At 64.9% G+C, this 23,498-nt stretch carries 14 protein-coding genes and 2 pseudogenes; 6 read left to right on the top strand and 10 right to left on the bottom strand.

The genetic code is table 11. The features are described 5' to 3' along the window. Positions 1–33 precede the first annotated feature (33 nt). Together HT578_RS01865 and HT578_RS01860 are read right to left on the bottom strand one after the other, a co-directional pair. Positions 34–1,470, bottom strand: coding sequence for a tannase/feruloyl esterase family alpha/beta hydrolase (locus HT578_RS01865; protein ID WP_213501837.1), 1,437 nt, complete (start codon positions 1,468–1,470; stop codon positions 34–36). Positions 1,471–1,724: 254 nt separating this feature from the next. After that, on the bottom strand, positions 1,725–3,155 hold the full coding sequence (locus HT578_RS01860) for an aldehyde dehydrogenase family protein (protein WP_213501835.1): 1,431 nt from the start codon (positions 3,153–3,155) through the stop codon (positions 1,725–1,727). Between the two features lie 152 nt (positions 3,156–3,307). Here HT578_RS01860 and HT578_RS01855 point away from each other — a divergent pair, with 152 nt between their 5' ends. Next, the gene (locus HT578_RS01855) at positions 3,308–4,435 is read left to right on the top strand and encodes an NAD(P)-dependent alcohol dehydrogenase (RefSeq protein WP_213501834.1); all 1,128 of its coding nucleotides are present in this window, start codon (positions 3,308–3,310) and stop codon (positions 4,433–4,435) included. A 4-nt stretch (positions 4,436–4,439) separates the two neighbouring features. After that, positions 4,440–4,967 carry a glutathione S-transferase family protein gene (locus HT578_RS01850; RefSeq protein ID WP_239026437.1) on the top strand — a complete coding sequence of 176 codons (528 nt, stop codon included), beginning with the start codon at positions 4,440–4,442 and terminating at the stop codon, positions 4,965–4,967. Positions 4,968–5,138: 171 nt separating this feature from the next. Here HT578_RS01850 and HT578_RS01845 read toward each other — a convergent pair whose 3' ends face one another. From HT578_RS01845 to HT578_RS01835, 3 genes are read right to left on the bottom strand one after another with little or no spacing between them, the layout of a single operon-like run. Next, positions 5,139–6,692 carry an acetyl-CoA acetyltransferase gene (locus tag HT578_RS01845; protein WP_213501832.1) on the bottom strand — a complete coding sequence of 518 codons (1,554 nt, stop codon included), beginning with the start codon at positions 6,690–6,692 and terminating at the stop codon, positions 5,139–5,141. A gap of 1 nt (position 6,693) precedes the next feature. After that, positions 6,694–7,500, bottom strand: coding sequence for a crotonase/enoyl-CoA hydratase family protein (locus HT578_RS01840; RefSeq protein WP_213501829.1), 807 nt, complete (start codon positions 7,498–7,500; stop codon positions 6,694–6,696). 44 nt (positions 7,501–7,544) lie between these two features. Beyond that, complete coding sequence (locus HT578_RS01835; RefSeq protein WP_213501827.1) at positions 7,545–9,947, bottom strand: LuxR C-terminal-related transcriptional regulator; 2,403 nt, start codon at positions 9,945–9,947, stop codon at positions 7,545–7,547. A 292-nt stretch (positions 9,948–10,239) separates the two neighbouring features. On the opposite strand from HT578_RS01835, the gene HT578_RS01830 reads away from it, so the two are divergent. The 3 genes from HT578_RS01830 to HT578_RS01820 are packed head-to-tail and all read left to right on the top strand — an operon-like array spanning position 10,240 to position 13,738. Further along, a complete protein-coding gene (locus HT578_RS01830; protein ID WP_213501825.1) occupies positions 10,240–11,415 on the top strand; it encodes a CaiB/BaiF CoA transferase family protein in 1,176 nt (391 codons plus the stop codon). After that, entirely contained in the window at positions 11,412–12,560 is a 1,149-nt protein-coding gene (locus tag HT578_RS01825; protein ID WP_213501823.1) for an acyl-CoA dehydrogenase family protein, read from the top strand. Before HT578_RS01830 ends, HT578_RS01825 begins: the two co-directional genes overlap by 4 nt. A gap of 26 nt (positions 12,561–12,586) precedes the next feature. Next, positions 12,587–13,738, top strand: coding sequence for an acyl-CoA dehydrogenase family protein (locus tag HT578_RS01820; protein WP_213501821.1), 1,152 nt, complete (start codon positions 12,587–12,589; stop codon positions 13,736–13,738). Positions 13,739–14,057: 319 nt separating this feature from the next. On the opposite strand, the gene HT578_RS01815 is transcribed toward HT578_RS01820, so the two are convergent. From HT578_RS01815 to istA, 3 genes and pseudogenes are all read right to left on the bottom strand, one after another. After that, positions 14,058–16,805 carry a TonB-dependent receptor domain-containing protein gene (locus HT578_RS01815; RefSeq protein ID WP_213501819.1) on the bottom strand — a complete coding sequence of 916 codons (2,748 nt, stop codon included), beginning with the start codon at positions 16,803–16,805 and terminating at the stop codon, positions 14,058–14,060. A gap of 128 nt (positions 16,806–16,933) precedes the next feature. Further along, positions 16,934–17,699: pseudogene (gene istB / locus HT578_RS01810) on the bottom strand (IS21-like element ISSsp5 family helper ATPase IstB). Continuing rightward, positions 17,696–19,187 (bottom strand): annotated as a pseudogene (gene istA, locus HT578_RS01805) (IS21 family transposase). The pseudogenes istB and istA overlap by 4 nt, the downstream one beginning before the upstream one ends. 336 nt (positions 19,188–19,523) lie before the next feature. Here istA and HT578_RS01800 point away from each other — a divergent pair. Continuing rightward, positions 19,524–21,707: an alkyl/aryl-sulfatase gene (locus HT578_RS01800; RefSeq protein ID WP_213501817.1), complete on the top strand. Its 2,184-nt coding sequence runs from the start codon at positions 19,524–19,526 to the stop codon at positions 21,705–21,707. Between the two features lie 129 nt (positions 21,708–21,836). On the opposite strand, the gene HT578_RS01795 is transcribed toward HT578_RS01800, so the two are convergent. After that, complete coding sequence (locus HT578_RS01795; RefSeq protein ID WP_213501815.1) at positions 21,837–22,568, bottom strand: GntR family transcriptional regulator; 732 nt, start codon at positions 22,566–22,568, stop codon at positions 21,837–21,839. A 2-nt stretch (positions 22,569–22,570) separates the two neighbouring features. Beyond that, positions 22,571–23,464, bottom strand: a complete 894-nt coding sequence (locus HT578_RS01790) for an N-acetylmuramic acid 6-phosphate etherase (protein ID WP_213503934.1) — start codon at positions 23,462–23,464, stop codon at positions 22,571–22,573. Positions 23,465–23,498: the final 34 nt, after the last annotated feature.

The raw sequence follows: 23,498 nt of genomic DNA, 5'->3' as shown, positions 1-23,498 counted from the left end.
CCGTGTCCGGTCCCTTTTGCGCGTGCATCCCGGTCAGGGAAGCGTGCATTCGAAACTTGCCGCAGCTTGCGGATCGCCCGATCCGAGATAGCGTGGGTAGGCGGGATAGCGGCACAGCGGGCGGCTGCGCCCGCTGGTTTCGGACGCGCCATCGGTGCCGATCGGGTCCTGTGGGGCGATGCCCTGTTCGACCCAACGATCAAGCGCGCCCAGGGCATCCCACTTGAGCGTGAACGAGCCATGTCCATGACCGAATCCCGGCACGAGGTAGTAGCGCACGAAGTTGTCCAGACTGGTGCCATAACGGCCCTCGAGACTCTGGAAATAGGCGCTGGTCTCGGCGGGGGGCACGGCCATGTCGGTGCTGCCCTGCACCAGCATCAGCTTGCCCTTTCGGGTACCCTTCGCATCCTTTCCATCTGGGCCCCGGAAGGCGTCGATGTCGGGGTTCTTCGCATCCCAGATCCTGGAAAGCTCCTGGATCCGTTGCGACCAGCGGGCCTCGTCGAAATCCTCCACGCGGGCAGCGGGATCACGGGTAATGAAGTAGCGGATGACGCCGGAATTGAAGCCGTAGTAGGCCGTCTTCGTCCCGTCCTTGCCGCTCTGGTCCATGTAGAAGCCGCCGAGATCGCCGCCCTCGAAAACCGGGAACGGCCCCATTTGGGCGATCCCCTGGGCGAAGGCATAATCGAAGTGAACGGGGTTTGCCGCCACGCGCAGCGCCTCGATCTGGCCCGACGAAAGGCAGGGCGCGCCCTCTGCCCCGCCTTCCGGGCACAGCAACCCGGTCACGTCAAACGCCTTGGCGCACGCCTTCGTATTCCCCACGATGCCGTCCTCGAGCCCGTCAAGGCCGTCGCAACTGCGCAGCACCGCACCTTTGAGGAGGGCCTGCTGCGCGCTGTCGAGCGCGTGGCCGGGGCTGCCGTAAGCCGCCTGCCACAGCCGCTGCCAGACAGGCGTCAGCAACTGCGCGGGGTAATAGGCGACGATCCCATCGTAGTCCGATCCGTACCGCTGCGCGGCGACGAGGGCCTCGTGCCCGCCCTTCGAGCCGCCGATGAAATAGGTTCGTGCTGGTGCCTTGCCATAATAGAGCTCGGCAACCGCGCGGGCCGCATCGCGCGCGCGCTTGACGCTCTCGCCCAGGTAGTTGCGCATCGCGGTCTCGTTCATGCCGAAACTACCGTCGAAACCCGAAGCCCCGGTATGGCCCCCGTCGCTTCCATAGGTCAGATAGCCTGCAGCAAGCGGGGCCGCGTCTTCGGGACCGTTGGCGATGGCCCCTTGCGCGCCGACCAGTGTTCCATCGAAACCGCCGCCGCCGAACTGCACGGCCTTGCCGTTCCAGCCCTCGGGCAGATTGACGCGGAAACGCACAGGCGGATCGCCATCTCGGACCGAAACGACGGCGCCGGTTACTTCGCAGAACGGCCGGGTGCCCTCTTCGATGCGGCGCGCTTCCACGATCTTAATTCCGCGCGAGGGCAGCGCGATGGCCTGCGCTCCAGGCGCGCGATCCCGCAGGGATGCGCAATCCGAGACGGTATGATCCGACGGCGCCCCCCTGCCCAGCGCGACGCCGTCATCCGTCGCCGAAGGCGCGGACGTTGCGCAGCCTGCCAGTGCACCTACTGCGAACAGAGCCGGCAGGCCTCGCGCCATGACAGGCAGAGGCCGCGCCAGATTCGCGGACCTGGGAAGGTTGCGCATCATGTGCCTCACGCCGATGCCCGGCGGCGGACGATGGTGCGCGGTACGGTGTATTCCACTAGCCCTTCGCGCCCGCCCTCGGTGCCGACACCCGACTGCTTCCACCCGCCGAACGAGGCGAAGGGGGAAAGGTACTGCGTCTCGTTGATCCATACCGTACCGCTCTGGATCCGCGCGGCAACTGCCGCGGCGGCCTCCTCGTCGGTGCCCCATATCGAACAGCCAAGGCCGTATTCACTGGCGTTGGCGCGCGCGATTGCCTCCTCGACATCCTCGTAGACGAGGATTGGCAGAACCGGGCCGAACTGCTCTTCCTGGACGATCCGAGCCTCTTCGGGCGGGTTGTCGATCAGCGTCACGGGAACGAAATAGCCGTTGGCCGGGACGTCGCCGGCCGCCTCGAACAGAAAGCTATGCCCTTGCGCCCGGCTGTCCTCGAGTAGGTCCCGGACCCGATCGAACTGCGGCTTGTTGTTGAGCGGGCCGAGCCCTACGCCCTGCTCGGTGCCATCGCCGAGACGCACCGTCCCGGCATAGGCAACGAGGGCCTCCTTGAGGCGCGCGTAGACGCTGCGGTGGACGTAAAGGCGCTTGGTGGCGATGCAGATCTGTCCGTTGTTGCGAAACGCGGCCCAGAACAGGTCCGGGGCGATGCGTTCGACATCGGCATCGGGCAGGACGATTGCGGCATCGTTCCCACCCAGTTCGAGCGTCACGCGCTTAAGCGTCGCGGCGGAGGAACCCATCACCCGTCGTCCCGTCGCCGTGGAGCCGGTAAAGCTGATCTTGTCGACCCCCGGATGCGCGGTCATGGCCGGACCGAGGCGGTCCTCGCCGCAAATCACGTTGAGCACCCCGTCGGGCAGTATCCCGCGCGACAACTCGGCCATGCGCAAGGTCGTGAGAGGCGTAAAGGGCGAGGGCTTGAGCACCATCGTATTGCCCGTGACGAGGGCCGGACCGATCTTGAACATCGCCAGGAGAAGTGGGAAATTCCACGGCACGATCGCGCCGACCACTCCGAGTGGCACGCGCTGGGTCACACTGAGGCGGGTTTCGTTGTCCTCGTTGACTTCTTCGGGCAGGTCGAGCGCGCAGACCCCCTTGAGCCAGCCCGCGCAGCCCATGACCTCGCGCTCTGCCTCGTGGAGAGGCTTGCCCTGTTCCTGTGTGAGCAATCGCGCCAGCGGCGCGGTCTGGGCAAGAATCGCTTCGGCAAAAGCTACCAGACGGGCACGACGTTCGTTCAGGTCGAGCGCCGACCAGGCGGGGAAGGCGGCACGTGCAGCGGCGATGGCCTCGTCGAGCTGTTCGTCGCTGCAATCGGGCACCCGGGCGATTTCTTCGCCGGTCGCGGGGTTCGTCACCCCGCAAGTGCCCTGCCCCGTTGCCACGCGCTTCCCGTCGATCAGCATCGCGTAGTCGCTTTCCGAATTCATGGTCCTCGCCCTTTTCTTCGCGTTTCCCGTGTTTAAGCCTCCTCCCATCCCGGCATGCCCCCTCCCAAAGGAGGGGCAAGCGCAGCAAGTGAAACGATAGGCCTTTTCGTCAGCAAGATGGGGCATGCATGCCCGACACCAAGGAGAGGTTCATGGAAACGCGCGCAGCGGTGCTCGAAAGAGCAGGTGACGAATTCGTCCTTCAGGACGTGATGGTGGAAGAGCCACGCGCCGACGAGGTCGTGGTCAGGATCGAGGGCGTGGGACTGTGCCACTCGGACATCGTCTTCGCCGAAGGTCACAGGCCTTACCCCATGCCCGCCGTGCTCGGCCACGAAGGTGCCGGAATCGTCGTTTCCATCGGCAGCGAGGTCACCGATTTCGCTCCCGGCGACGCCGTGATCCTGGGCTTCTCGAGCTGCGAGGCCTGCCCCCGCTGCGACGAAGGCCTGCCCGGTTACTGCGCGGATTTTGCCCCGCTCAACTTCATTGGCTCGCGGCGCGACGGGACCACGGCCTACCGGCGAGGGGATACCAAGGTCGCCTCGCACTTCTTCGGCCAATCCTCGTTCGCGCGCCACGCGGTCACGCGTGCGGGTAACCTTGTAAAGGTACCCGAAACATCACTCGACCTGTCGCTCCTTGGTCCGCTGGGCTGCGGAATCCAGACCGGTGCAGGCGCAGTCATGCGCGCGTTGGCGTGCGCAGCGGGTTCAAGCCTCGTCGTCGTGGGCGGCGGTTCGGTCGGGCTCTCAGCGCTGATGGCGGGATCGGTGCAGGGCTGCGCGACGATCATCCTGGTCGAACCGATGGCAGAGCGCCGCGCGCTCGCAATGGAACTGGGGGCCAGCGCGACCATCGACCCGCTTGCGGGGCCCCTCACCGAGCAGATCCTCGCACTCCTGCCGGGCGGCGCCGACTACATCGTGGATACCACCGGCCGTCCCGACGTGGCCACAGGCGCGCTCGATTCGCTTGCCGTGCACGGCACGCTGGCGCTTCTGGGGGTTCCTCACGATGCCGCTGCGACCATCCCCCTGCCGCTCTCGCGCACAATGCTGCGCGGGCACCGCGTGATCGGCGTGGTCGAAGGCGACAGTGACCAGAAGACCTTCATCCCAGAACTGATCGCACTGCGCGAGGCGGGACGCTTTCCCTTTGATCGACTGATCCGCACTTTCCCCCTGTCACAGATCAATGAGGCGATCGCCGCACAGGCCCGAGGTGAATGTATCAAGGTCGTGCTGCTGCCCGATGCCGATGGCGCCGAAGAAAGTTGACGCGATGAAACTCTTCCATTCCAATTTCACCCGCTCCTTCCGCGCCCTCTGGGCGCTGGAGGAAGTGGGCGTGGCATACGAGCTGGTCACGATGCCCTTCCCGCCCCGCGCGACGACGCCTTCCTTCAAGGAGGAAAATCCGCTGGGCACAATCCCACTGCTGGTGGACGGTGCGACACGGATGACCGAATCCGCGGCGATCTGCCAATATCTGGCCGAGCGGCATCCCGACGCGGGACTGGCCGTGGCGCCGCATGACCCGCGCTATGGAGACTATCTCAACGCACTCCACCACGGCGAGGCAACGCTCACCTTCCCCCAGGCCGTCTACCTTCGCTATTCGCGCTTCGAACCGGCCGAGCGCCGCCTCCCACAGGCCGCCGAAGACTACCGCCTGTTCTTCCGCTCGCGCCTGCGCTGGCTCGATGGACAGTTGCAGCGCGGAGCCCATGCTGCCGGTGCGGATTTCACGATTGCCGACATCTCGACGAGGTCCTTAGCCCTGCCCAGGTTGACTATCTTGAGCGGTTGACCGCACGGGACGCCTTCCAGCGCGCACTGGCCCGCCAGGAAACCGAATAACCCACCACCCCTGTTCCGGCTTCACGTCGCGAGCCGGCACAGAACGGCAGAACGAAGGCCGCAGCTGAGTAGCTCCGGCCTTCGTTCTGTGCGTCACAGCCCTGCCGGGCGTGCGCGCGGTTCAGACAAACGCGAACGTGTTGATCTCATCCTCGCAGGTGACGCGGATCGTGCGCCCGAGGGGATCGCTTTCGTGGGCCACGTGCGCTGCGTCGCGCCGGTCGGTGGGGCTACGCGCGATAAGGCGTGCGCCCTCCGCAGTCCGCGCAACGACGACGGCATAGGCAGGACCTTCGCGATCGTGCTGAACCGTATAGGTTTCGACCTGCGCGTCACCGGCGTAGGTTTCCAAGGGGACGAGCCCAGGCACCGCATCGAGGTCCGCCTGGAGCGCCCTGCTATCCTGCGCCAGCCACCCGCGCGGTTCGGTGCTGTAGATCCCGGCGCTGTACTTGGACAGGTAACCGCCGTTCGCACCGACAAGCGCGGCACAGCCGGGCGCGCGGCGTGCGAAGGCCACGGCTTCGGCAATCGCGTGCAGCGAATAGCCGTTGCCCGGCCCCCCGAAGAACGGCAGCCCCCCGGTCAAAGTGAGCCCGCGAGGGTCGTCGGGGGCAAGGCCCAGCCCGTCGAGAGCGGCGTTGGACACGGCGATCGGGAAGCAGCTGTAGAAATCGAAGCCCGCCACCTCCCCGACTGCAATTCCCGCCTGCGCGAGCGCAGTGCGGCAGGCCGCAACGGCCGAGGGGGCCGCGCCCATGTCGGGACGGCTCAACAGGGATTTTTCCACCCCGCGGGCATGGCCGTGAAGATAGACCATCGCCTCCTCGCGCACGCCCATTGCACGCGCGGTGCCGCGCGAAGCCAAGAGCAGCGCCGCCCCCTGATTGACGAGATCGCGAGCCACGAGTTGCAGCGTGTAGGGATCGGCGATCCAGCGGTTGTGCGCGTGCGCTTCGCCAAGGCGGGCGGCATCGACATGGCCGACGACCGCTGCGGAATACGGATTCGCGCGCGCAACCGGGACGAACGGGGCAAAGAGCCCGGCCATCGCTGTGGCATAGTCCCCCCGGCTCTCCCCGCGCGCCGCGCGCCGCGCGTTCTCGGCAAGGGCGTAGGCAAGCGTCGGGCTCGCCACACCATGACGCGCGGCCAGCGGATCGCGCCAGCCTTCAAGCCCCGCGCCGCGATCCTCCACCTCCCCTTCCGGAGCCTCCGTAAAGTCGAGCTGCGCCCCGGTCTTCCGGGCATGTCGCGCGGTCGAGATGGCCTCTCCCCCCGCGAGCAGAACGAGATCGGCCCGCCCCCCCGCGATTTCCGCGCAGAATTCGCCGACGAGGTCCTGGGGCGTGTTGCCGCCCGCCTTTTCCCAAACCGCCCGCGCCGGGTTCGCTCCGAGGCGCTGGGCAACCGAGCGCGGATAATTCGACGACTTGCCGAAGGGGGCCGGCAGGCCGAGCGTATCCTCGAAGGTGCGCGTGGTCGCGATCACATCAAGGCGCGCCGCGAGCGCCGGGTCGAGACCGGCATCCGCAAAGGCTAGTCGCGCGGCCTCGGCGGCGAGATCGACGCCGGACCAGGCATGGTAATCAGGTGCCTCGATGCGATCGACGCTCTGTCCCGCGCCGATGAGAACGGGCGTCCGATCATCGAGCCGAGCGGTAGTCGACGCCATATTAGCGCCCCTTCCAGACCGGCGCGCGCTTCTCGGCGAAAGCCAAGGCGCCCTCGCGCGCGTCCTCGCTGGTCCGGATCGCCGCCATCTCACGGTGGGAAAGGGCCCAGTCCGCGGCCTCATCCGGCACTCCCTCGGGCATGTAGCCGCGGGCGATGCGCTTCGTGGCCTGCACCGCCAGCGGCGCGTTCGCCGCAATGCGGCGAGCGATCGCAAGAGCTTCGCCCATTACCTCCTCACGCGCAACGACCCGGTTGACAAGGCCAAGGTCGCGCGCCTGGTACGCGTCAATGGTGTCCCCCGTCAGCAGCAACTCCATGGCCGCCTTCGAACCGATCGCGCGCGGCAGACGGAAGGCGCCGCCGGCGGCCGCCAGAATACCGCGCTTCACTTCGGGCAGACCGAAATTCGCGGTCTCGGCGGCCACTGCGATGTCGCAGGCCAGCACGATCTCCGTTCCTCCCCCCACCGCGAAGCCATTGACCGCGGCAATGAGCGGCTTGGACAGCGGATGCGAAACGATCCCGGCAAACCCCCAGGCCTCCCGCTCGCCGGGCGGGACGGGCCGCTCGCCGCGCGCCGCCGCTTTGAGGTCCATGCCCGCGCAGAAGGCCCGCTCACCCGAGCCGGTCAGCACGATACAGCGCACTTCGGGATCGGCTTCGGCTGCCTCAAGTGCTTCCCCGACCTGTAAGGCGACATCGGCCGTGATCGCGTTCATTGCCTGTGGGCGGTTGAGAGTAACGACCATGACATTCGCCTCGCGCGCGACGAGGACCTCGCACGAGGATGGCGGTAGGGTGGACATGCGGGAGTTCCTTCCGGGGGATTGGCGGTTGGCCGACGGGCCGTTCAGATGAGACCGAACCGGCGCGCCACGGTAATGGCCCCGGTCCGGTTTCGGACGCCGAGCTTCCCGTAGACGTTCTTGATGTGCCACTTGAGTGTGCACAGCGAGACGTCGAGCCGATCGGCGATGTCACGGGCGATCATCCCGCTGTCGAGCGCCATCAGCACTTCGGCTTCGCGCGCAGTCAGCTTTTCGAGCGGGGCCGCTTCGGCATCTTCGGGCGGGGTCATGCCCATGCGCGCCATTATGTTGGCCATGAAATGACGCGACTGGGTGCTGATCTGATCGTCGAAGACCATGTGCGCGATCATCGCGCGCAGCGCCCATTCAAGATCGAGCACGGTGCGCAGCAATTGGCCGGACGCCGCCACCGCGATGGCACGCGAGAAGCAGCGCCGCGCGGTTCCCAGTTCGCCCAGCGCCCATTCGCAGGCGGCGCGCAGCAACATCAGCGAAGTCATCCAGCGGCGTTGCCCATGGAGTTCGGCGAAATCGATCAGGGGCAGAAGCAATTCGCGGGCCCCGGCCGCATCCCCGTGCGCGAAACGGAGCCAGGCTTCGACGGCCTGGAAATCGAGTTCCATGCGCGCATCCATCCGGTTTGCCATCGCATCGCGGACCGCATCGAAACGCGTGCTGGCTTCTTCCACGCGGCCTGCACGGATCAACATCCGCACCCCGAGCAGCTGGCCCATATGCGAATAGAACCAGCCATGGATGCCGTCCTGGTGCACCGAAAGGAGCGCGGCGTTGATGCCCTGGCTGTGCTCGACAGATGCCGTCATCGCCTCCTGCGCAGCGATGTGCAGGCGCGGCAGACCATAGCTGCTGGTCGCATAGCCGTGGTCAAGCCCGTCCTTCACCGCCTCGAAATTGTCGAGTTCGAGCTGGACCGTCGCGGAAATCAGCCCGAGCATCTTGGCCACGGTCGAATTGCGTCCGCACGCGCTCTGGGCATGGCTCTCGGCCCGCTCGATAATGTCGAGCGCCAGTTGCGCCCGCCCGCCATCCAGCTCGGTCAGCGCCTCGATCCCCATGGCCCAGACGTTGCCCGCCTCGTTGGCGGACTGGGTCGAATAGTGACGCGCCATGAGCAACATGCGGCGACAGGCGCGTTCGTCGAAGGCATAGCCGTGGGCAAGGGCGTACATGATCGCGACGCCCGCGGCCTGCAGCGCATCGTCGTTGGCCCAGCGGTCGAGCCAGTCCTGGGAGAGTTGGCGGGTCTGCTCCGCGTCCCCGCGTCGCGCCGCCACGGTGATGCGCAGGCGTTCGGCGAAGGCCATCGCGGCATCGTCGCCTTCGGCCAGTTGCGGCACGATCCGTTCGAGCCGTGCCTCGGCCTCGTCGAGCCGCATCGAGAAGGCCAGCGCGCGCACGTACCACAGTTGCAGCTCGTGCCCGAGGTACCCGCCCTTATGCTCCACGCTTTCCAGCCAGCCCAGCATCTTGGGACTATCCCCCTGCTGGCGCCGGATGCGTGGGGCGTGGAGAGCCAGAAGCCGTGCGGCCTCCTCGGCGAGATCCATCCGAAGGAGATAGTCGATCGCGACATCTTCCAGGCCCTGCGCCTCGTGCCAGCTGATCGTGGCCAGAAGCGCCTGCGCGTCGTCCTCAGGCGCGACCGGGTGGACGCGGTTGAAGTGGCGCCGCAACGCCGGAGGCAGCTTCAGGAACCCATCCCGTTCACTTGGCACAAAGAGCATGAACTCGTCGCGACAGCGCAGAAAATCGGCGGCTCCCCGTGGGCCGAAGGCCACTTCGACAAGATCCTTGGAAAGCAGATCGAAGACCGCGCACCGCGACAGGAACGCCACGAGGTCAGCCGGAAGGACATCGTCGACGAAGGTGCGGAAGAAACCGCGCGCCGCCGCACCCTGCAGCAAGGGAGCGGCAGGATCGGCCCCGCGATCGCGCGATCGCAGGATCTCGACACCGGCAAGCGCCGCTGCGGGCCAACCAGCGGTGTCCTGGTGCAGACGGCGGGCGAGATCGTCGCTTCCCGAAACACGCCCCTCCAGCAAAGCGGACGTTTCGCCAAGTCCGAGGCGCATATCCTCCACCCCGACAACCTGTGCCTTGCCGCTCATCTGCAACGAGAGCCAGTCGATCGGAGGCAGGTTGCGGCTCGCAAGCACGACACGTTCGCCAGTCTCGCCCTCGCCAATCAACGTGTGGACGCGTGCGGCGTCAAGATAGGCACCATCGTCCACGATGCGGACCCCGGGCCCCTGGCTGACGGGCCCCTCGATCCGCATGCCCAGGCTATCGGCGAACGATTGAAGCAACGCCGATTTGCCATAGCCCGCCGGGGCCGCAACGACGACCAGGCGCGCGCGCGCCGCCATCAACTTGTCCAAGGCGCTCTGGCTGGACGCAGGGCGCAGTTCCGCCTCGATCCGCATCTGACTCTCCCGTTCTTGTTCTCTGGCGATGCATCTGAAACCAGGTAATCATGAATTGCAAGCAACCACCCCTCCGAAAGGAGGGGGCAGGCGGTGTGAAGAGCGGCGATCAGGACACTCAAGACTGTGCGACCCACCAGCACGCACCGATGGGGATGAGGAAAGACCGCGCCGCGAAGCACCTTCGCCGGCCCTTCCCGACCGCCTCGTTCCATCGCCGCTGGCCGAAGCACCCGGGCCCATGCCCAAAGACATTACAGCAGAGAAGCGGATCGAAAGGACCGGCTCGGACATGAAGCAAAAAGCGATTCTCGAGGGGATCCGGATCACGGACATGACGACCGTGATCTTCGGCCCTTATTGCACGCAGATCCTGGCTGACCTCGGCGCCGACGTAATCAAGGTCGAACCACGCGGCGGCGATGCCTCGCGCAACATCGGCAAGTCGTCGCACACCAAACTCATGGGCGGATTGCACTTGCGCATGAACCGGGGCAAGCGGTCAGTCGACTGGGACATCAAGACGCCGAAGGGACGCCATGCACTCGAACGCCTGATATCGACGAGCGACGTGCTGATCCACAACATTCGTCCCGACGCCACCGAACGCGCGCAGCTCGATTACGAAACCGTGCGCGCGCTGCGTCCGGACATCGTCTACGTGCAATGCACCGGCTTCGATACGCGTGGCCCGAGTTCCGGTCAGCCGGCCTATGACGACATCATCCAGGCGGCCTCGGGCATCGCCTCGCTGCTGCCGATGGTGGACGCCAATCCCGCGCCTCGCTTCGTACCGATGGCCATGGCCGACAAGGTATCGGGCCTGCATGGCGCTTATGCCGTCCTCGCCGCGATCATCCACCGGCTGCGCACCGGTGAGGGCCAGATGGTCGAGGTTCCGATGCTGGAATCGCTGGTCAGCTTCAACCTGCTGGATCACCTCTACGAGGAGACCTTTGTGCCGCCGATCGGCCCGATCGGCTACACCCGCCAGCTCGATCCGACCCGACAGCCCTTGCCCACGAAGGATGGCTACATCGTCGTCGCCCCCTACCAGGACAACCGTTGGATCCGCGTCTTCGAACTTCTCGAGATGTCCGAGATTCTCGAGGAACCGGGACTTACCGACCTCATGTCGCGACGTGAAAACGCCGACCGACTCTACACCGCGCTGGCCTCGCGCCTGCCCGAGCGGACCACCGCGGAATGGCTCGCGCTGTTCGCGGAAAACAGCATCCCGGCCAGCCGGATCAACTCGCTGCACGACCTGCTCGAAGACCCCCAGCTGGCCGCTTCGGGCCTCTTCCGCGAGCGCGAACACCCCAGCGAGGGCACCTACCGCGAAGTGCGCGGACCGGTCCGCTTCTCCGCCGGATGCCCCGAGGAGGTTTGCCATGCACCGCGGATCGGCGAACATTCGGCCAGCGTCGCGCACGAACTCGGCCTCGAACCGGAGCAGATGCCATGATCCTCACCGATGAACACCGCCTGATGGCCGAGACCGTGCAGCGTTTCGTCCGCGAAGAGATCAACCCCCATGTGCCCGAATGGGAGCGCGCCGGCATGTTCCCCGCGCACGAATTGTTCCCCAAGCTGGGCGAACTGGGCCTGCTTGGCATCAAGTACGAGGAGGACTACGGCGGGCTTGGTCTCGACTTCACCTATTCGCTGGTCATGGCCGAGGCGCTGGGCGAGGCCAATTGCGGCGGTGTGCCGCTGGGCATCGGGGTGCAGACCGACATGTGTACGCCCGCCCTGGCCCGCTTCGGCTCGAGCGAACTCAAGGCCGAATACCTTGCCCCGACCATCGCCGGAACACTGGTGGGCTGCATTGGGGTAAGCGAGCCTGGCGCGGGATCGGACGTCGCCTCGCTGCGCACCAGCGCCCGAATTGACGGCGACGACTACGTCATCAATGGCACCAAGATGTGGATCACCAATGGCCTCCAGGCCGACTGGTGCTGTCTTCTCGTCAACACCGGCGATGGACCGGTCCACCGCAACAAGAGCCTGATCATCGTTCCGCTCGACCTGCCCGGCATTACCCGGGCCAAGATCGACAAGATGGGCATGCTGTCTTCGGATACGGCCCAACTCTTCTTCGACGATGTGCGCGTGCCGCGCCGCAACCTCATCGGCGAGGAGGGCAAGGGGTTCGTCTACCAGATGCAGCAATTCCAGGAGGAACGCCTCTGGGGTGCGGCGCGAAACCTGCGCACGCTCGACCGGATGATCGATGAGACGATCGAATACGCCCGCCAGCGCAAGGTTTTCGGCAAGGCCCTGCTCGACAATCAGGCGATCCATTTCCGCCTCGCCGAACTGCGCAGCGAGGTCGAGGCGCTACGCGCGCTGACCTATCGCGGCGTGGACGAGTACGTCGCGGGTCACGAGGTGACGCGGCTCGCCTCGATGGCCAAACTCAAGTCCGGGCGCCTGATGCGCGAAGTCAGCGATTCCTGCCTCCAGTACTGGGGCGGCATGGGCTACACCGCCGACAACTACGTCTCCCAGTTCTACCGCGACGGGCGCCTGAGTTCGATTGGCGGGGGCGCGGACGAGATCATGCTGACCATCATTGCCAAGCTGGAAGGCACCCTGCCCCGCAACTGACGCCTGTCCTTCCAGGGAGCCCCCCGATGCTCGACCGCTCCGAGAGCCTACTCTTCGACGAAGACCTTCACGCCTTCCGCGCGAGCATTCGGCGCTTCCTCGCCCGAGAATTCACCCCTCGCATTCCCGAGTTCGAGGCGTGCGGACGCATCGCGCGCGATTTCTGGCGCAAGGCCGGCGAGGCCGGAATACTATGCCCTGGGGTCCCTGCCGAATACGGGGGCCTCAACCTCGATTTCCGCTTCAACACGGTGGTCAACGAGGAGGTGTCCTATGCGATGATGGCCGATGGCATCACGCTGCAATCTGACATCACCATGCCCTACCTGCTCCACCACGCCGGGCCTGAACTCAAGGAACGCTGGCTGCCGGGCATGGTCACAGGAGATGTGATCGCGGCGATCGCCATGACCGAACCCCAGGCCGGATCGGACCTCAAGGGTTTGCGCACACGGGCGCGACGCGAAGGATCGGACTACGTGATCAACGGCGCCAAGACCTACATCACCAACGGTCAGAACGCCGACATCATCTTCGTGGTGTGCCGGACCGATCCCGAAGCCGGCGGCCAGGGTTTTTCGCTGATCCTGGTGGAAGCGGACCGTCCCGGCTTCACGCGCGGTCGCAACCTCGACAAGATTGGACACTGGATGGCCGATACGTCCGAACTTGCCTTCGAAAACGTGCGCGTGCCGGTCGGAAATCTCGTGGGGGAGGAAAACCGTGCGATGGCCCATCTCTTCGGCGAATTGCCGCAAGAGCGGCTGAGCATCGCCGTTTCCGCACAGGCCGCCGCGCAGCGCGCCTTCGACGAGGCGCTGGCCTTTACCCGTGAGCGCACCGCCTTCGGGCAGCCCGTTCTCGATTTCCAGAACACCCGCTTCACGCTCGCCGACATCGCAGCCCAACTGCAGGTGGGCTGGGCCCACCTGGACTGGCTGGTCCAGCGCCATCTGGCCGGCCGTCTGACCGCGGAAGAGGCCGCCGCGGCCAAGTTGTGGCACAGCGAGATGCAGTGGCAGGCCTGTGACAACGCTCTCCAGGCGCACGGCGGCGCTGGCTACATGAACGAATTTCCCATCGCCCGAATCTGGCGAGACGCGCGCGTGCGTCGGATCTATGGGGGAAGCAGCGAGATCATGCGCGAGATACTTGGCAGAGGCCTTGCGCGCACTTGATGTCGGGATATCGATCCATCGATCCAGTTCCTTTTGCCTTCCATTGTCCGCTCCAGCAAAAGCTCTGATCCAGTCCCCGGCGTTCCCTGCCCGCTCTTGTGCTGCATCGGCTGGCGCAGCGGGCTGATCGAGACAGTCATGGCAGGTTCCTTTCCGTTCAAGGAACTGCCCGCCTCGCCCCGCTAAGGCCCCACGTACACCGCGCTCAATCGCCCCATGCACCCTCCCACGCAAGCAGGTTTGAGCATGGGGCGATACGGGCCCGTCCGATCCTGGCGAGCGGACATCCGCGCCCAGACGTCTCGGACGGGTCCTGAGCCTAGAAACGCACCCGTGCGCCCACGGTGAAGAAGCGGCCGACGATGTCGTAGAGCGCCCCGTCGTACATCCGCGCAAAGCCCAGGTTCAGCGAGTTGGTCTGGCCTACCCGCGGCGCCTGGTTGAACAGATTGTTGACGTTCATGAACAGTTCGGGACTGCCCATCCGCTCGTCCTCGAAGCGATACCGCAGGGTCAGATTGGTGTAGAACACGCTTTTCACCGTGTTGTCATCGACCGTCGTGGGAAGGACCACTCGTGTCGTCTTGCCGACATAGCGTTCCTGCACGGTCATCGTGAAGCCACCGTTCGTATAGCTGGCAAGGAAGTTCGCACGCCAACGCGGCAGGGTTGGAGTACCCGCCTGCTCGACCGTGGCGGCCCCGGGGTTCGAGAAGCGGTATTGATCGAGATAGGTGCCCAGTGCCCGCAGGTTCAGGTCCCCGTTGCCCACTTCGGTCTGGTAGTTGGCCTCGAAGTCGACGCCCGAAACGCGCGCGGACTGCACGTTCTGCAGCGGCGCATTGATCTCGACGATCCGCCCATCCGAGCCGCGCGAGATCAACGAACAGAACAGCGCGTTGCCGACACCGCACTGGTCGACCACCGTCTGGAAAGCGACCTGGGTGATCGCGTCGGAAAGCTTGATGCGATAGTAGTCGACCGACAGGCCGAAGCCGGGAAGCCAGTCGGGCCGGTACACCGCACCCGCCGTCAGTGTGCGCGCCTTCTCCGGCCCCAGATCGGCGTTGCTGCCCGAATAGCTGAAGATATTAAGGAAGGTCTCTCCGTTGAAATTGGGGTCGCGAACGGTCGTGACGCCGCGCACGACGCCGCCGAACAGCTCGTTGATGTTGGGTGCGCGAATGTCCTGCGACAGGCTGGCGCGCAGGCGGAAGCCATGGAACACTTCATCGGTGAGGCCGACCTTCCACGTGGTGACGGCGCCGCTGGTGCTGTAGTCCGTCCGCCGGATCGCGGCGTTGAGACTGAGGTCCTGCGCCAGCGTCACGTCCCGCAGCAGCGGAACCTGCAGTTCCGCGAATGCCTCCTTCACGTTGTAACTGCCGGAACTGGTCTTGAGGTTGCCGGCGGTAAAGCCATTTGCCTGCCCGATCGGGTCGGCCACCTGATCGAGCGAGACCTTGCGGTATTCCACGCCTACGGCGCCCGTGATGGCTCCTGCCCAGGCCTCCACGACATCGCCGTGCAGTGACAATGCTGCCACGTCCTGCTTGGTGGTGGAGCGCGCGATCGAGGTGGCGGTCAGGTAGTCACGCTGGGCTTGCGTGAGAGGGGTTTCGCCAAACGGATTGGTTGGTACACAGCCATTGCCCGGATCGGTGAGAGACGAGCGGCACACGATCCCCCCATCGGGGGCAAACACGGCATCGGTTGCGAGCCGCGAGCGGGCCTGGATGCGATTGTTCTGCGCACCGTACCGGGTTTTTGACACACTGTGCGAGCCATAGATGTCGAGCTTCCAGTTGCCCCACAGGTTGGCGTTGGCTCCGATCGTCGCATTCCAGGTGTCGCTGTCGAAGAAGGTGACGTTGCGGCCGTAATTGCGGTCGATCTTGCCCAGTTGGATCGCGCTCAGCCCCTGCTCGTCCATCAGGGCCCCGATCGATTCGGGCAGATAGGCGTTGTCGCGGCGTACGGTATAGGCCCCGTTGGCGCCCAGGTTGAAGAAGTAGAGATTGGGCGATGTCGAACGGGCGTGGCCGAAGCTGCCTTCGGCGAAGACCTCGATGTCGTCGGTCAGGGCGTACTTGGCATGGCCATAGGCGCTCCAGTTGCGCGTGCGCGCAACCAGGGTCGAGGGATAGCTTGCCCCGTCGCCACCGACTTGCAGCGCGCCGGTGCTCTCGGTCCCGGGGGTGTAGGGAACCGGATTGCCCGCAGCATCGAACCGGATCGTGTTGAGGCCGGGCGTGATGATCCGGCCACCGAACGTGCCTGTCGCGATGGTCGCGTTTTCACGGTAGATAAGCTGGGGCTGCCCGGGCTGCCCGGCCAAGGGGTTGGGGATCGTTGCGGCACTGATGAGGTTGTAGTCGCGCTGGTCTGCCTCAAGCAGTTGCTGCCCGTTCATGTTGAAGCTTGCGACCACGTGGCCCCGGCCGCCCCCGAAGCTGGTGCCCCCCGCCACTTCCACGGCGTACGATCCGGCATCGCCGTAGGTCGAGATGCCTTGGCGGGCTTCGGCGGTCAGGCCCTGGTAATCGGTGTCGACAACGTAGTTTACAACGCCCGAGATGGCGTCCGAGCCATAGGCCGACGAGGCACCGCCCGTGACGATATCCACGCGCGAGATCAGCGCCTGCGGAAACACGCCCGTGTCGACCAGACCCGAACCGCCGAAAATGGCCGGTCGCCGCCCGTTCAGAAGCGTCAGCGTGCGGTTGGCGCCAAGGTTGCGCAGGTTGGCGGTGCTCTGCGTGCTCGGCCCGCCGCCGATTGTGGGGTTCGGGGTCGCGGGCGTACCTGAAGCCGTCAGCTGGGGGAGCTGCCGCAAGGCCTCGGCCAGGTTCGGCGCGGTGTTGCGCAATTGCTGGCTGCTCAGGACCGTCACAGGGGTTGGGGCCTGTTCGCCATTGGTGATCGCGCGCGATCCAGTCACAACGATTTCGGCTGCAGGTGCGGCCTCCTGCGTCGAACTGCCAAGATCGGTGGCTTCGGCCTGGGCCAGAGCGTTCACAGGCGCAATGGTAACGGTAGACGCAAGTAGGGCATGGATAAGTTTCACGATGGTGTCAACGGCGGAGCAAAAGTCGGCCATGGGGCGGCGTAAAACCAGGCCATCGTGTTACACGCCGGGGGGAGTGGCGTGAGGGCGTAGCCCGAGGGCCACTCCCCCCGGCATTGGCTTGCTTTTCAGGGTCTGATTTTGGCCTTGCGGGCCCGGCTGTGAGCGAGGCGATAGCTTTCGCCGTTCATCTCGAGGATGCTGACGTGATGGGTCAGGCGATCGAGGAGCGCGCCTGTGAGACGCTCGGATCCGAAGGTTTCGGTCCATTCGTCGAAGGGCAGGTTGCTGGTGATCAAGGTGGAGCCGCGTTCGTAACGCTGGGAGATCAGCTCGAACAGCAGTTCGGCGCCGGTCTTGGAGAGCGGTACGAAGCCCAGTTCGTCGATGATGAGCAGTTTGTATCCGACCATCTGCTTCTGGAAGCGCAGGAGACGCCGCTCGTCGCGCGCCTCCATCATTTCGCTGACCAGCGCCGCCGCAGTGGTGAAGCCCACCGACAGCCCTTTCTGGCATGCTGCCAGTCCGAGCCCCAACGCTACGTGCGTCTTTCCGGTGCCCGATGGCCCCAGAGCGATGGCGTTCTCACGCCGCTCGATCCACTCGCAGCGCGCCATCTCGAGCACCTGCATCTTGTTGAGCCTGGGGATGACGGTGAAGTCGAAGCTGTCGAGGCTTTTGACGGCGGGGAAGCGCGCGGCCTTGATGCGCCGCTCGACCATACGACGCTCCTGTCGATCATCTCCATCTCGACAAGGCGGGCGAGGAAGCGGATATGATCGACGCCTTCAGCGGCACATTGCCGGGCGAGCTTGTGGTGCTCTCGCAGGCACGTAGGCAGCTTGGTGCCTTGAGATTGTGAGCGAGAAGAAGCTCCGGGGTCTGATCGCTCATGCGGCCTCCTGCTGGTCGGAGAGCAGGCTCAGATAGGCTCTGGCAAAGGTCTTCTCGACCGTTGTGCGTGGCAGGAAGGGATAGACGTCCAGGTCCAGCCTGGGCGGTACGCGTTCGACCCGGCACAGGGCGAGGTGCTTGACGGCATCGAAGCCGATGGCGCCAAGATCAATGGCCTGTTCCACCGCCGCCTGGAGATCGGCGAGGGTGAACGTTTCCAACAGGCGCAGCACCTGTACATATTCACGCCTGCCATGCTTGTGCATGCGGCCTTCCATCAACCGCTGCAGTGTCGTGAACGCTTCGGGCAAATCCCAGCCCTGCAAAGGCGCGGCCTGGTCGAATGCGTTGATCTTCTGCTCGATCAGCGGGAGATAGTGGAGCGGGTCGAAGATAACCTCCTCGCGGGCATAACAACGAGGATGACGGGCGATGACTTCGCTGCGGCAGCCGACCACCACCTCATCGACATAGGCCCTGATCCAGACCTCCTGATGGCCCCAGGCCACCGGAACCGAATAATCGTTGGTCCTGTAGCGCACCAGGGATTGCGAGGAGACCCGCCCGCTCGTCTGATCGCAGGCCTCGAAGGGTGTAGCGGGCAGAGGCTGCATGGCTGCCAGATCGCGTTGCAAGCGCTCACCGATCGTCTCGCTCTGTCCGCGCACCTTGTCCTGCTGGCGCTTGCGGCATTGCTCCTCCAGCCATAGGTTGAAGGCCTCCCAGGTCGGGAACTTCGGGATCGGCACCATGAAATTGCGGCGGCAGTAACCAACCAGCCCTTCCACATTGCCTTTCTCGTTCCCCTTGCCCGGGCGGGCATAGCGGTCGCGGATCACGTAATGCGACAGGAAAGCGCTGAACAGCGTGGCACGCTTACGCGTGCCGTCTGGCAGGATCTTCGCCACAAGGCAGCGATCGTTGTCATAGACGATCGAGCGCGGCACCGCGCCGAAGAACGCGAAGGCATGAACGTGTCCGTCCACCGGGCCTCCGCCACCGCCGCCGGATAGGCCGCACATAGCAGGCATCACTGTGCGGCAGATCGAGTGCGAAGAAGTAGGCCTTCTGCTGCACCCCGCCGATCTCCACCAGCGCTTCCCCGAAATCGGCCTGCGCATCCCCCGCCGGGTGGGCCAGCGGCACGAACATCTCCCGGCTGCGTTGCTCACGCTCGCGGATGTAATCCTTGATGATCGTATAGCCGCCGGTGAAACCATGCTCGGCGCGCAAGCGGTCGAATACCCGCTTCGCCGTATGGCGCTGTTTGCGCGGGACGCAGCGGTCCCCTTCAAGCCATCCATCAATGATCGCCACAAACCCGTCCAGCTTCGGACGCTGCGGGACAGATTGACGCCGGTAACCCGGTGGCGATGAAAACGACAGCATCTTGCGCACCGTGTCGCGCGACACATTGAAACGCTTCGCCGCCGCCCGCTGGCTCATGCCATCCGCGCAAGCCAAACGGACCTGAAGATAAAGTTCCACGCTGTAGATCCCCACACCTCCCTGACTTGGCAGAAAGGCTTCAAGGTGGACGACTTTTACGCCGCCCGCAGCAGGACTATCCCGCCGCTAGCGTGGTCGAATATTGCTCCGCCGTTCTCACACGATGGTTTCCTCCCCCGGTATCGGGTTTATTTTTGTCCAGGATCGAATACGCGGTTCGCCATGACTTCCCCCCCTTCTTTGGTAGGGGCCGCATTTTTCCTTTTCGGGTCGGGAACTCGCGTGCGCTGTGCTTCGTGGAACGCCATTGCCCCACAGCATCACGGCAGGCTGTTCGTTTCGCAGTGAAATTCAGGAACCCCATCCTATAGGAGGGTGCCGTTCCGCGGCGGGGCGAGGATTTCAGGCCCCCGAAGAAATCCGTCAATCCGGCGTGGCCGCAAGAGGCCTCCCTGCCAATGCAGGCGTCCTTGCAAGGGCAGGCGTAACCGCGCGGATGGCGCGGCGGAAAATCCGAACAAGACGGGCCGCAGGTGCCCGCGCACGAAAAATGGGAAGGAATGCACGATGAAACCCAAGGCCCGACTTCTTCTTAGCCTTGCCGCCGTCGCGCTCTTGGCCCGAACTCCAAGCCCGGCAGGGGCGGATGAGGCGCACGATGCAGCTTCAAAGGATGCCTCCGAGGCGACGCGCCGATATTTCGAGGAGACCACCGGCTCGCTGGCCTGGGAGGATCGGGAGGACGAGACCCTGGCCACGCGCGGCCTGGTCGCGACGATCCCATCGCGCGAGATCCGCGATGCGCAGGGTAATCTCGTGCGTGACCTGCACGATACGGACATCCTTGAAGGAGAGCGCCCGGCGACCGTCAATCCCAGCTTGTGGCGCAACGCCCGGTTGCTGGCGAACGCCGGTCTCTTCAAGGTCACCGACCGGGTCTATCAGGTCCGGGGTATCGAGCTTGCCAATCTGACCGTCGTTCTGGGCGACAAGGGCTATGTCGTTATCGATACGCTGACCACGGTCGAGGCGGCCCGCGCGGCGATGCAACTGGTCCGAGATACGCTCGGCGACCGGCCGGTAACCGGCGTGATCTACACCCATTCGCATATCGACCATTTCGGAGGCGCTGCGGGCGTCATTTCCCCCGAGGAGGCGAAGGCGCGCGGGATACCGATCGTTGCCCCGAAGAACTTCTATCAGGAGGCGGTGTCCGAGAACGTCATCGCCGGACCGGCGATGAGCCGGCGCACGATGTACGCCTTCGGCCATCTCATCGGTGTGGGGCCTAGAGCGGACATCAGCGACGGCATCGGCCCCGCCTTCAACCGCCTGCGTCCGGGCACCAACCGTATGCTGCGACCGACCCTTGAAATCGGCGAGGCCGCGGACAACGGCAAGCCACTCACCATCGACGGCATCGATTTCGAATTTCTGTACCTGCCCGGCACCGAGGCACCCGCGGAAATGGCAATCTACATGCCGCAGCTTCGCGTGCTCGACATGGCGGAAGTCGCCAATGGAAGCCTGCACAACATCCTGACCCTGCGCGGTGCACAGGTGCGCGATGCAAAGTCATGGGCGGACGGGCTCACCCATGCCCTGCGGCGTTTCGGCAGCCGTACCGACACCCTGATCACGTCGCATTTCTGGCCGCGCTGGGGCAATGCCAGGATCCTCGATTTCCTGTCTTCGCAGCGCGACACCTACAAGTACCTGCATGACCAGAGCGTGCGGATGATGAATGACGGACAGAACGGACAGGAAATCGCCGAAGCAATCGCCCTGCCTCCGGCACTGGGGCAACGCTGGTTCAATCAGGGCTATTACGGTACCCTCAGCCACAATTCCAAAGCGGTCTACCAACGCTATCTTGGCTGGTACGACGGCAATCCCGCCCATCTCAACCCGCTCCCTCCCGAAGCGTCGGGACGCAGGCACGTCGAAGCGATGGGGGGCGCGCAGGCGGTCCTTTCAAAGGGGCGGGAGGCCATTGCCGCGGGCGACTACCGGTGGGCTTCCGAGCTGCTGTCGTACCTCGTCTTCGCCGAACCGGACAACGAGGCCGCCCGGTTTGCCCTGGCCGACAGCCTCGAACAGCAGGGGTACCAGGCCACCAGCTCGCAATGGCGCAACCAGTTCCTCTCCGGGGCCCGAGAGCTGCGCGAAGGTATCCGGACAGGCCAGTTCGACTCGTTGGCGGGAACGATACCGAACCTGCCACTGAGCGACATACTCGATCTGATGGCAGTCCGCCTCGTTCCGGACAGGGCCCTTGCATCCCCGATGGCCTTCAATCTGAAACTTACCGACGAGACCGAGGCCGAGACAGGCGAACAGATTTCGATCCGCAATGGCGTGCTTGTCCATCAACCGCTCGGATCGGACCTCCCCCAAGCCCCTCTTTTGCAGCTGACTCGCGCGCAATTTGTGGCGGCCATCACCCATAGGCCGTTTCCCGGCGAGATGCCCGAGGCCGAACAGAAGTTGCTCACGCAATTTACATCCCTGTTCAAGGCGCCATCCGGTAACTTCGGCCTAGTGACACCGGGACCATAACCAGGCCGGCGGCCTCGCCCGCCCATAAGGGCCACCTCGGCCTGCGACACGACTTGAGTTCAATATTTCGCAGTCTGAAAGTGCGCCGCGAAGTGTCGCTTGCCGATGCGCGCGGACGAGCCCGCGAAATCAGGAGACTTGGCGCAACTCGGTCACGAACTCGTACCGATCACCGCGATAGACCGAGCGGGTGAATTCGATCGCGCGCCCATCCGTCGTCGTCGTCGTGCGCTCGATGCGCAGGACTTCGGAATTGTGCTCGATACACAGTATACCGGCCTCGGTGGGTGTCGCCAGAGAAGCACGCACCCGCTGGGTGCCCGAGACAGGCCGATGGCCATGCGCTTCAAGCGCCTCATAAAGTGAATCCCCCAGCCCATCGAGATCGGGCAGGAATTCGGCCGGAAGCACGGCGTTCTCGATCGCAAGCGGTTCACCACCGGCAAGTCGTACCCGGCTGAGCCGTACCACACGCTCCGAAGCGGTGATGCCCAGAACACTCGCTTCTTCCTCCGTGGGGCGGGCGTAGGAACGGCTGATCCAGACCACCCCCGGATTTTCGCCGCGCAATCGTGTTTCATCACTGAAACTGCTCAATTTCTCGCCCGGCGCCTCGATACGGCGGGCGACGAAGGTACCGGACCCCTGCCGCCGCACGAGAACGCCTTCATCGATAAGCTGTTCGATACCCTTGCGAACCGTCACCCGCGAAAGCCCCGCCAACGCACAAAGATCGCGCTCGGACGGCAAGGCGCTCCCTGCTTCAAGAACGCCTTTGCCGATCTGCTCGCGCAAGGATCGCGCGAGTTGCAGATAGAGCGGTGTGCCCTCGTCGCTTCGCGTCCAGACAAATTCCCCCATTGTCAGCTCTCTCGCCGTTCGAGCGCCGGGAGTATCCGACGCAGGTCCCCTCCCGAGGTGGCGAGCTGTCGGGCGCCTTCCTCCGCCGAAAGCCCCTTCGCAACCAGAATGCCCAGCCGGATATCGTTCCTCGCCAAGTCCAGCGCGGCCATCGCAGCAGCTTCATCCACCCCAGCGATATCCTGAACCATAGCGCACCCGCGTTGCAACAGTTTCTCGTTGGTGATGCGCATCGCCACCATGCGGCCATCGTAGACAAGTCCCATGCGAAGCATGATCGTCGTCGAGAGGAGGTTGAGGATCGCCTTCTGCGCGGTTCCCGCCTTCATGCGCGTGGAGCCGGCCAGGACCTCGCTGCCGGTGACGGCGACGATCGCATGCTCGGCGCAGGCGGCCAGAACCGATCCTGCGTTGTTGGCTACCGCGATGGTGAGCGCACCGGCAGCACGCGCGGCTTCCACTGCCGCGATGGTATAGGGCGTGCGGCCGCTCGCCGCGATACCGATCACCACGTCCTCACGGCAGATCCTGGATTGTGCGATTTCGGCGCGCGCGGCCTCGCTGTCATCCTCGGCGCCCTCATAGGCTTCGGTCATGGCATCGAGACCGCCCGCCATCAGGAACACGAGACGTTCCATCGGCCAGCCGAAGGTCGGATTCAGCTCCACGCCGTCCTGCACGCCAAGGCGTCCCGAGGTCCCGGCCCCCACGAACACGAGACGTCCGCTCGTCCCCAGCCTTTCCGCTGCGGCCTCTGCCGCAGCCGCAATCGCCGTGGTCTGGGAATGGATTGCGGCAACGGCCGCCATCTGCCCTTCGAGCATGGCCTCCACCGCCTGTTGGGTGGGCCAGAATTCGAGATCGCGGTAGCGCGGATCGAGCGCTTCAGTTTTCATCATATCCTTGTCGTATTCGCATGAGGGGCAGGAC

It is taken from the genome of Novosphingobium decolorationis (assembly GCF_018417475.1).
Classification (GTDB): Bacteria; Pseudomonadota; Alphaproteobacteria; order Sphingomonadales; family Sphingomonadaceae; genus Novosphingobium; species Novosphingobium decolorationis.
This window is presented reverse-complemented; position numbering and strand designations above follow the sequence as displayed.

Coding starts and splice junctions, on each gene's coding strand:
- HT578_RS01845 (WP_213501832.1), bottom strand. CDS start 6,692: ATGGCGTCGACTACCGCTCGGCTCGATGATCGGACGCCCGTTCTCATC.
- HT578_RS01855 (WP_213501834.1), top strand. CDS start 3,308: ATGGAAACGCGCGCAGCGGTGCTCGAAAGAGCAGGTGACGAATTCGTC.
- HT578_RS01835 (WP_213501827.1), bottom strand. CDS start 9,947: ATGCGGATCGAGGCGGAACTGCGCCCTGCGTCCAGCCAGAGCGCCTTG.
- HT578_RS01840 (WP_213501829.1), bottom strand. CDS start 7,500: ATGTCCACCCTACCGCCATCCTCGTGCGAGGTCCTCGTCGCGCGCGAG.
- HT578_RS01825 (WP_213501823.1), top strand. CDS start 11,412: ATGATCCTCACCGATGAACACCGCCTGATGGCCGAGACCGTGCAGCGT.
- HT578_RS01830 (WP_213501825.1), top strand. CDS start 10,240: ATGAAGCAAAAAGCGATTCTCGAGGGGATCCGGATCACGGACATGACG.
- HT578_RS01820 (WP_213501821.1), top strand. CDS start 12,587: ATGCTCGACCGCTCCGAGAGCCTACTCTTCGACGAAGACCTTCACGCC.
- HT578_RS01860 (WP_213501835.1), bottom strand. CDS start 3,155: ATGAATTCGGAAAGCGACTACGCGATGCTGATCGACGGGAAGCGCGTG.
- HT578_RS01795 (WP_213501815.1), bottom strand. CDS start 22,568: ATGGGGGAATTTGTCTGGACGCGAAGCGACGAGGGCACACCGCTCTAT.
- HT578_RS01790 (WP_213503934.1), bottom strand. CDS start 23,464: ATGAAAACTGAAGCGCTCGATCCGCGCTACCGCGATCTCGAATTCTGG.
- HT578_RS01850 (WP_239026437.1), top strand. CDS start 4,440: ATGAAACTCTTCCATTCCAATTTCACCCGCTCCTTCCGCGCCCTCTGG.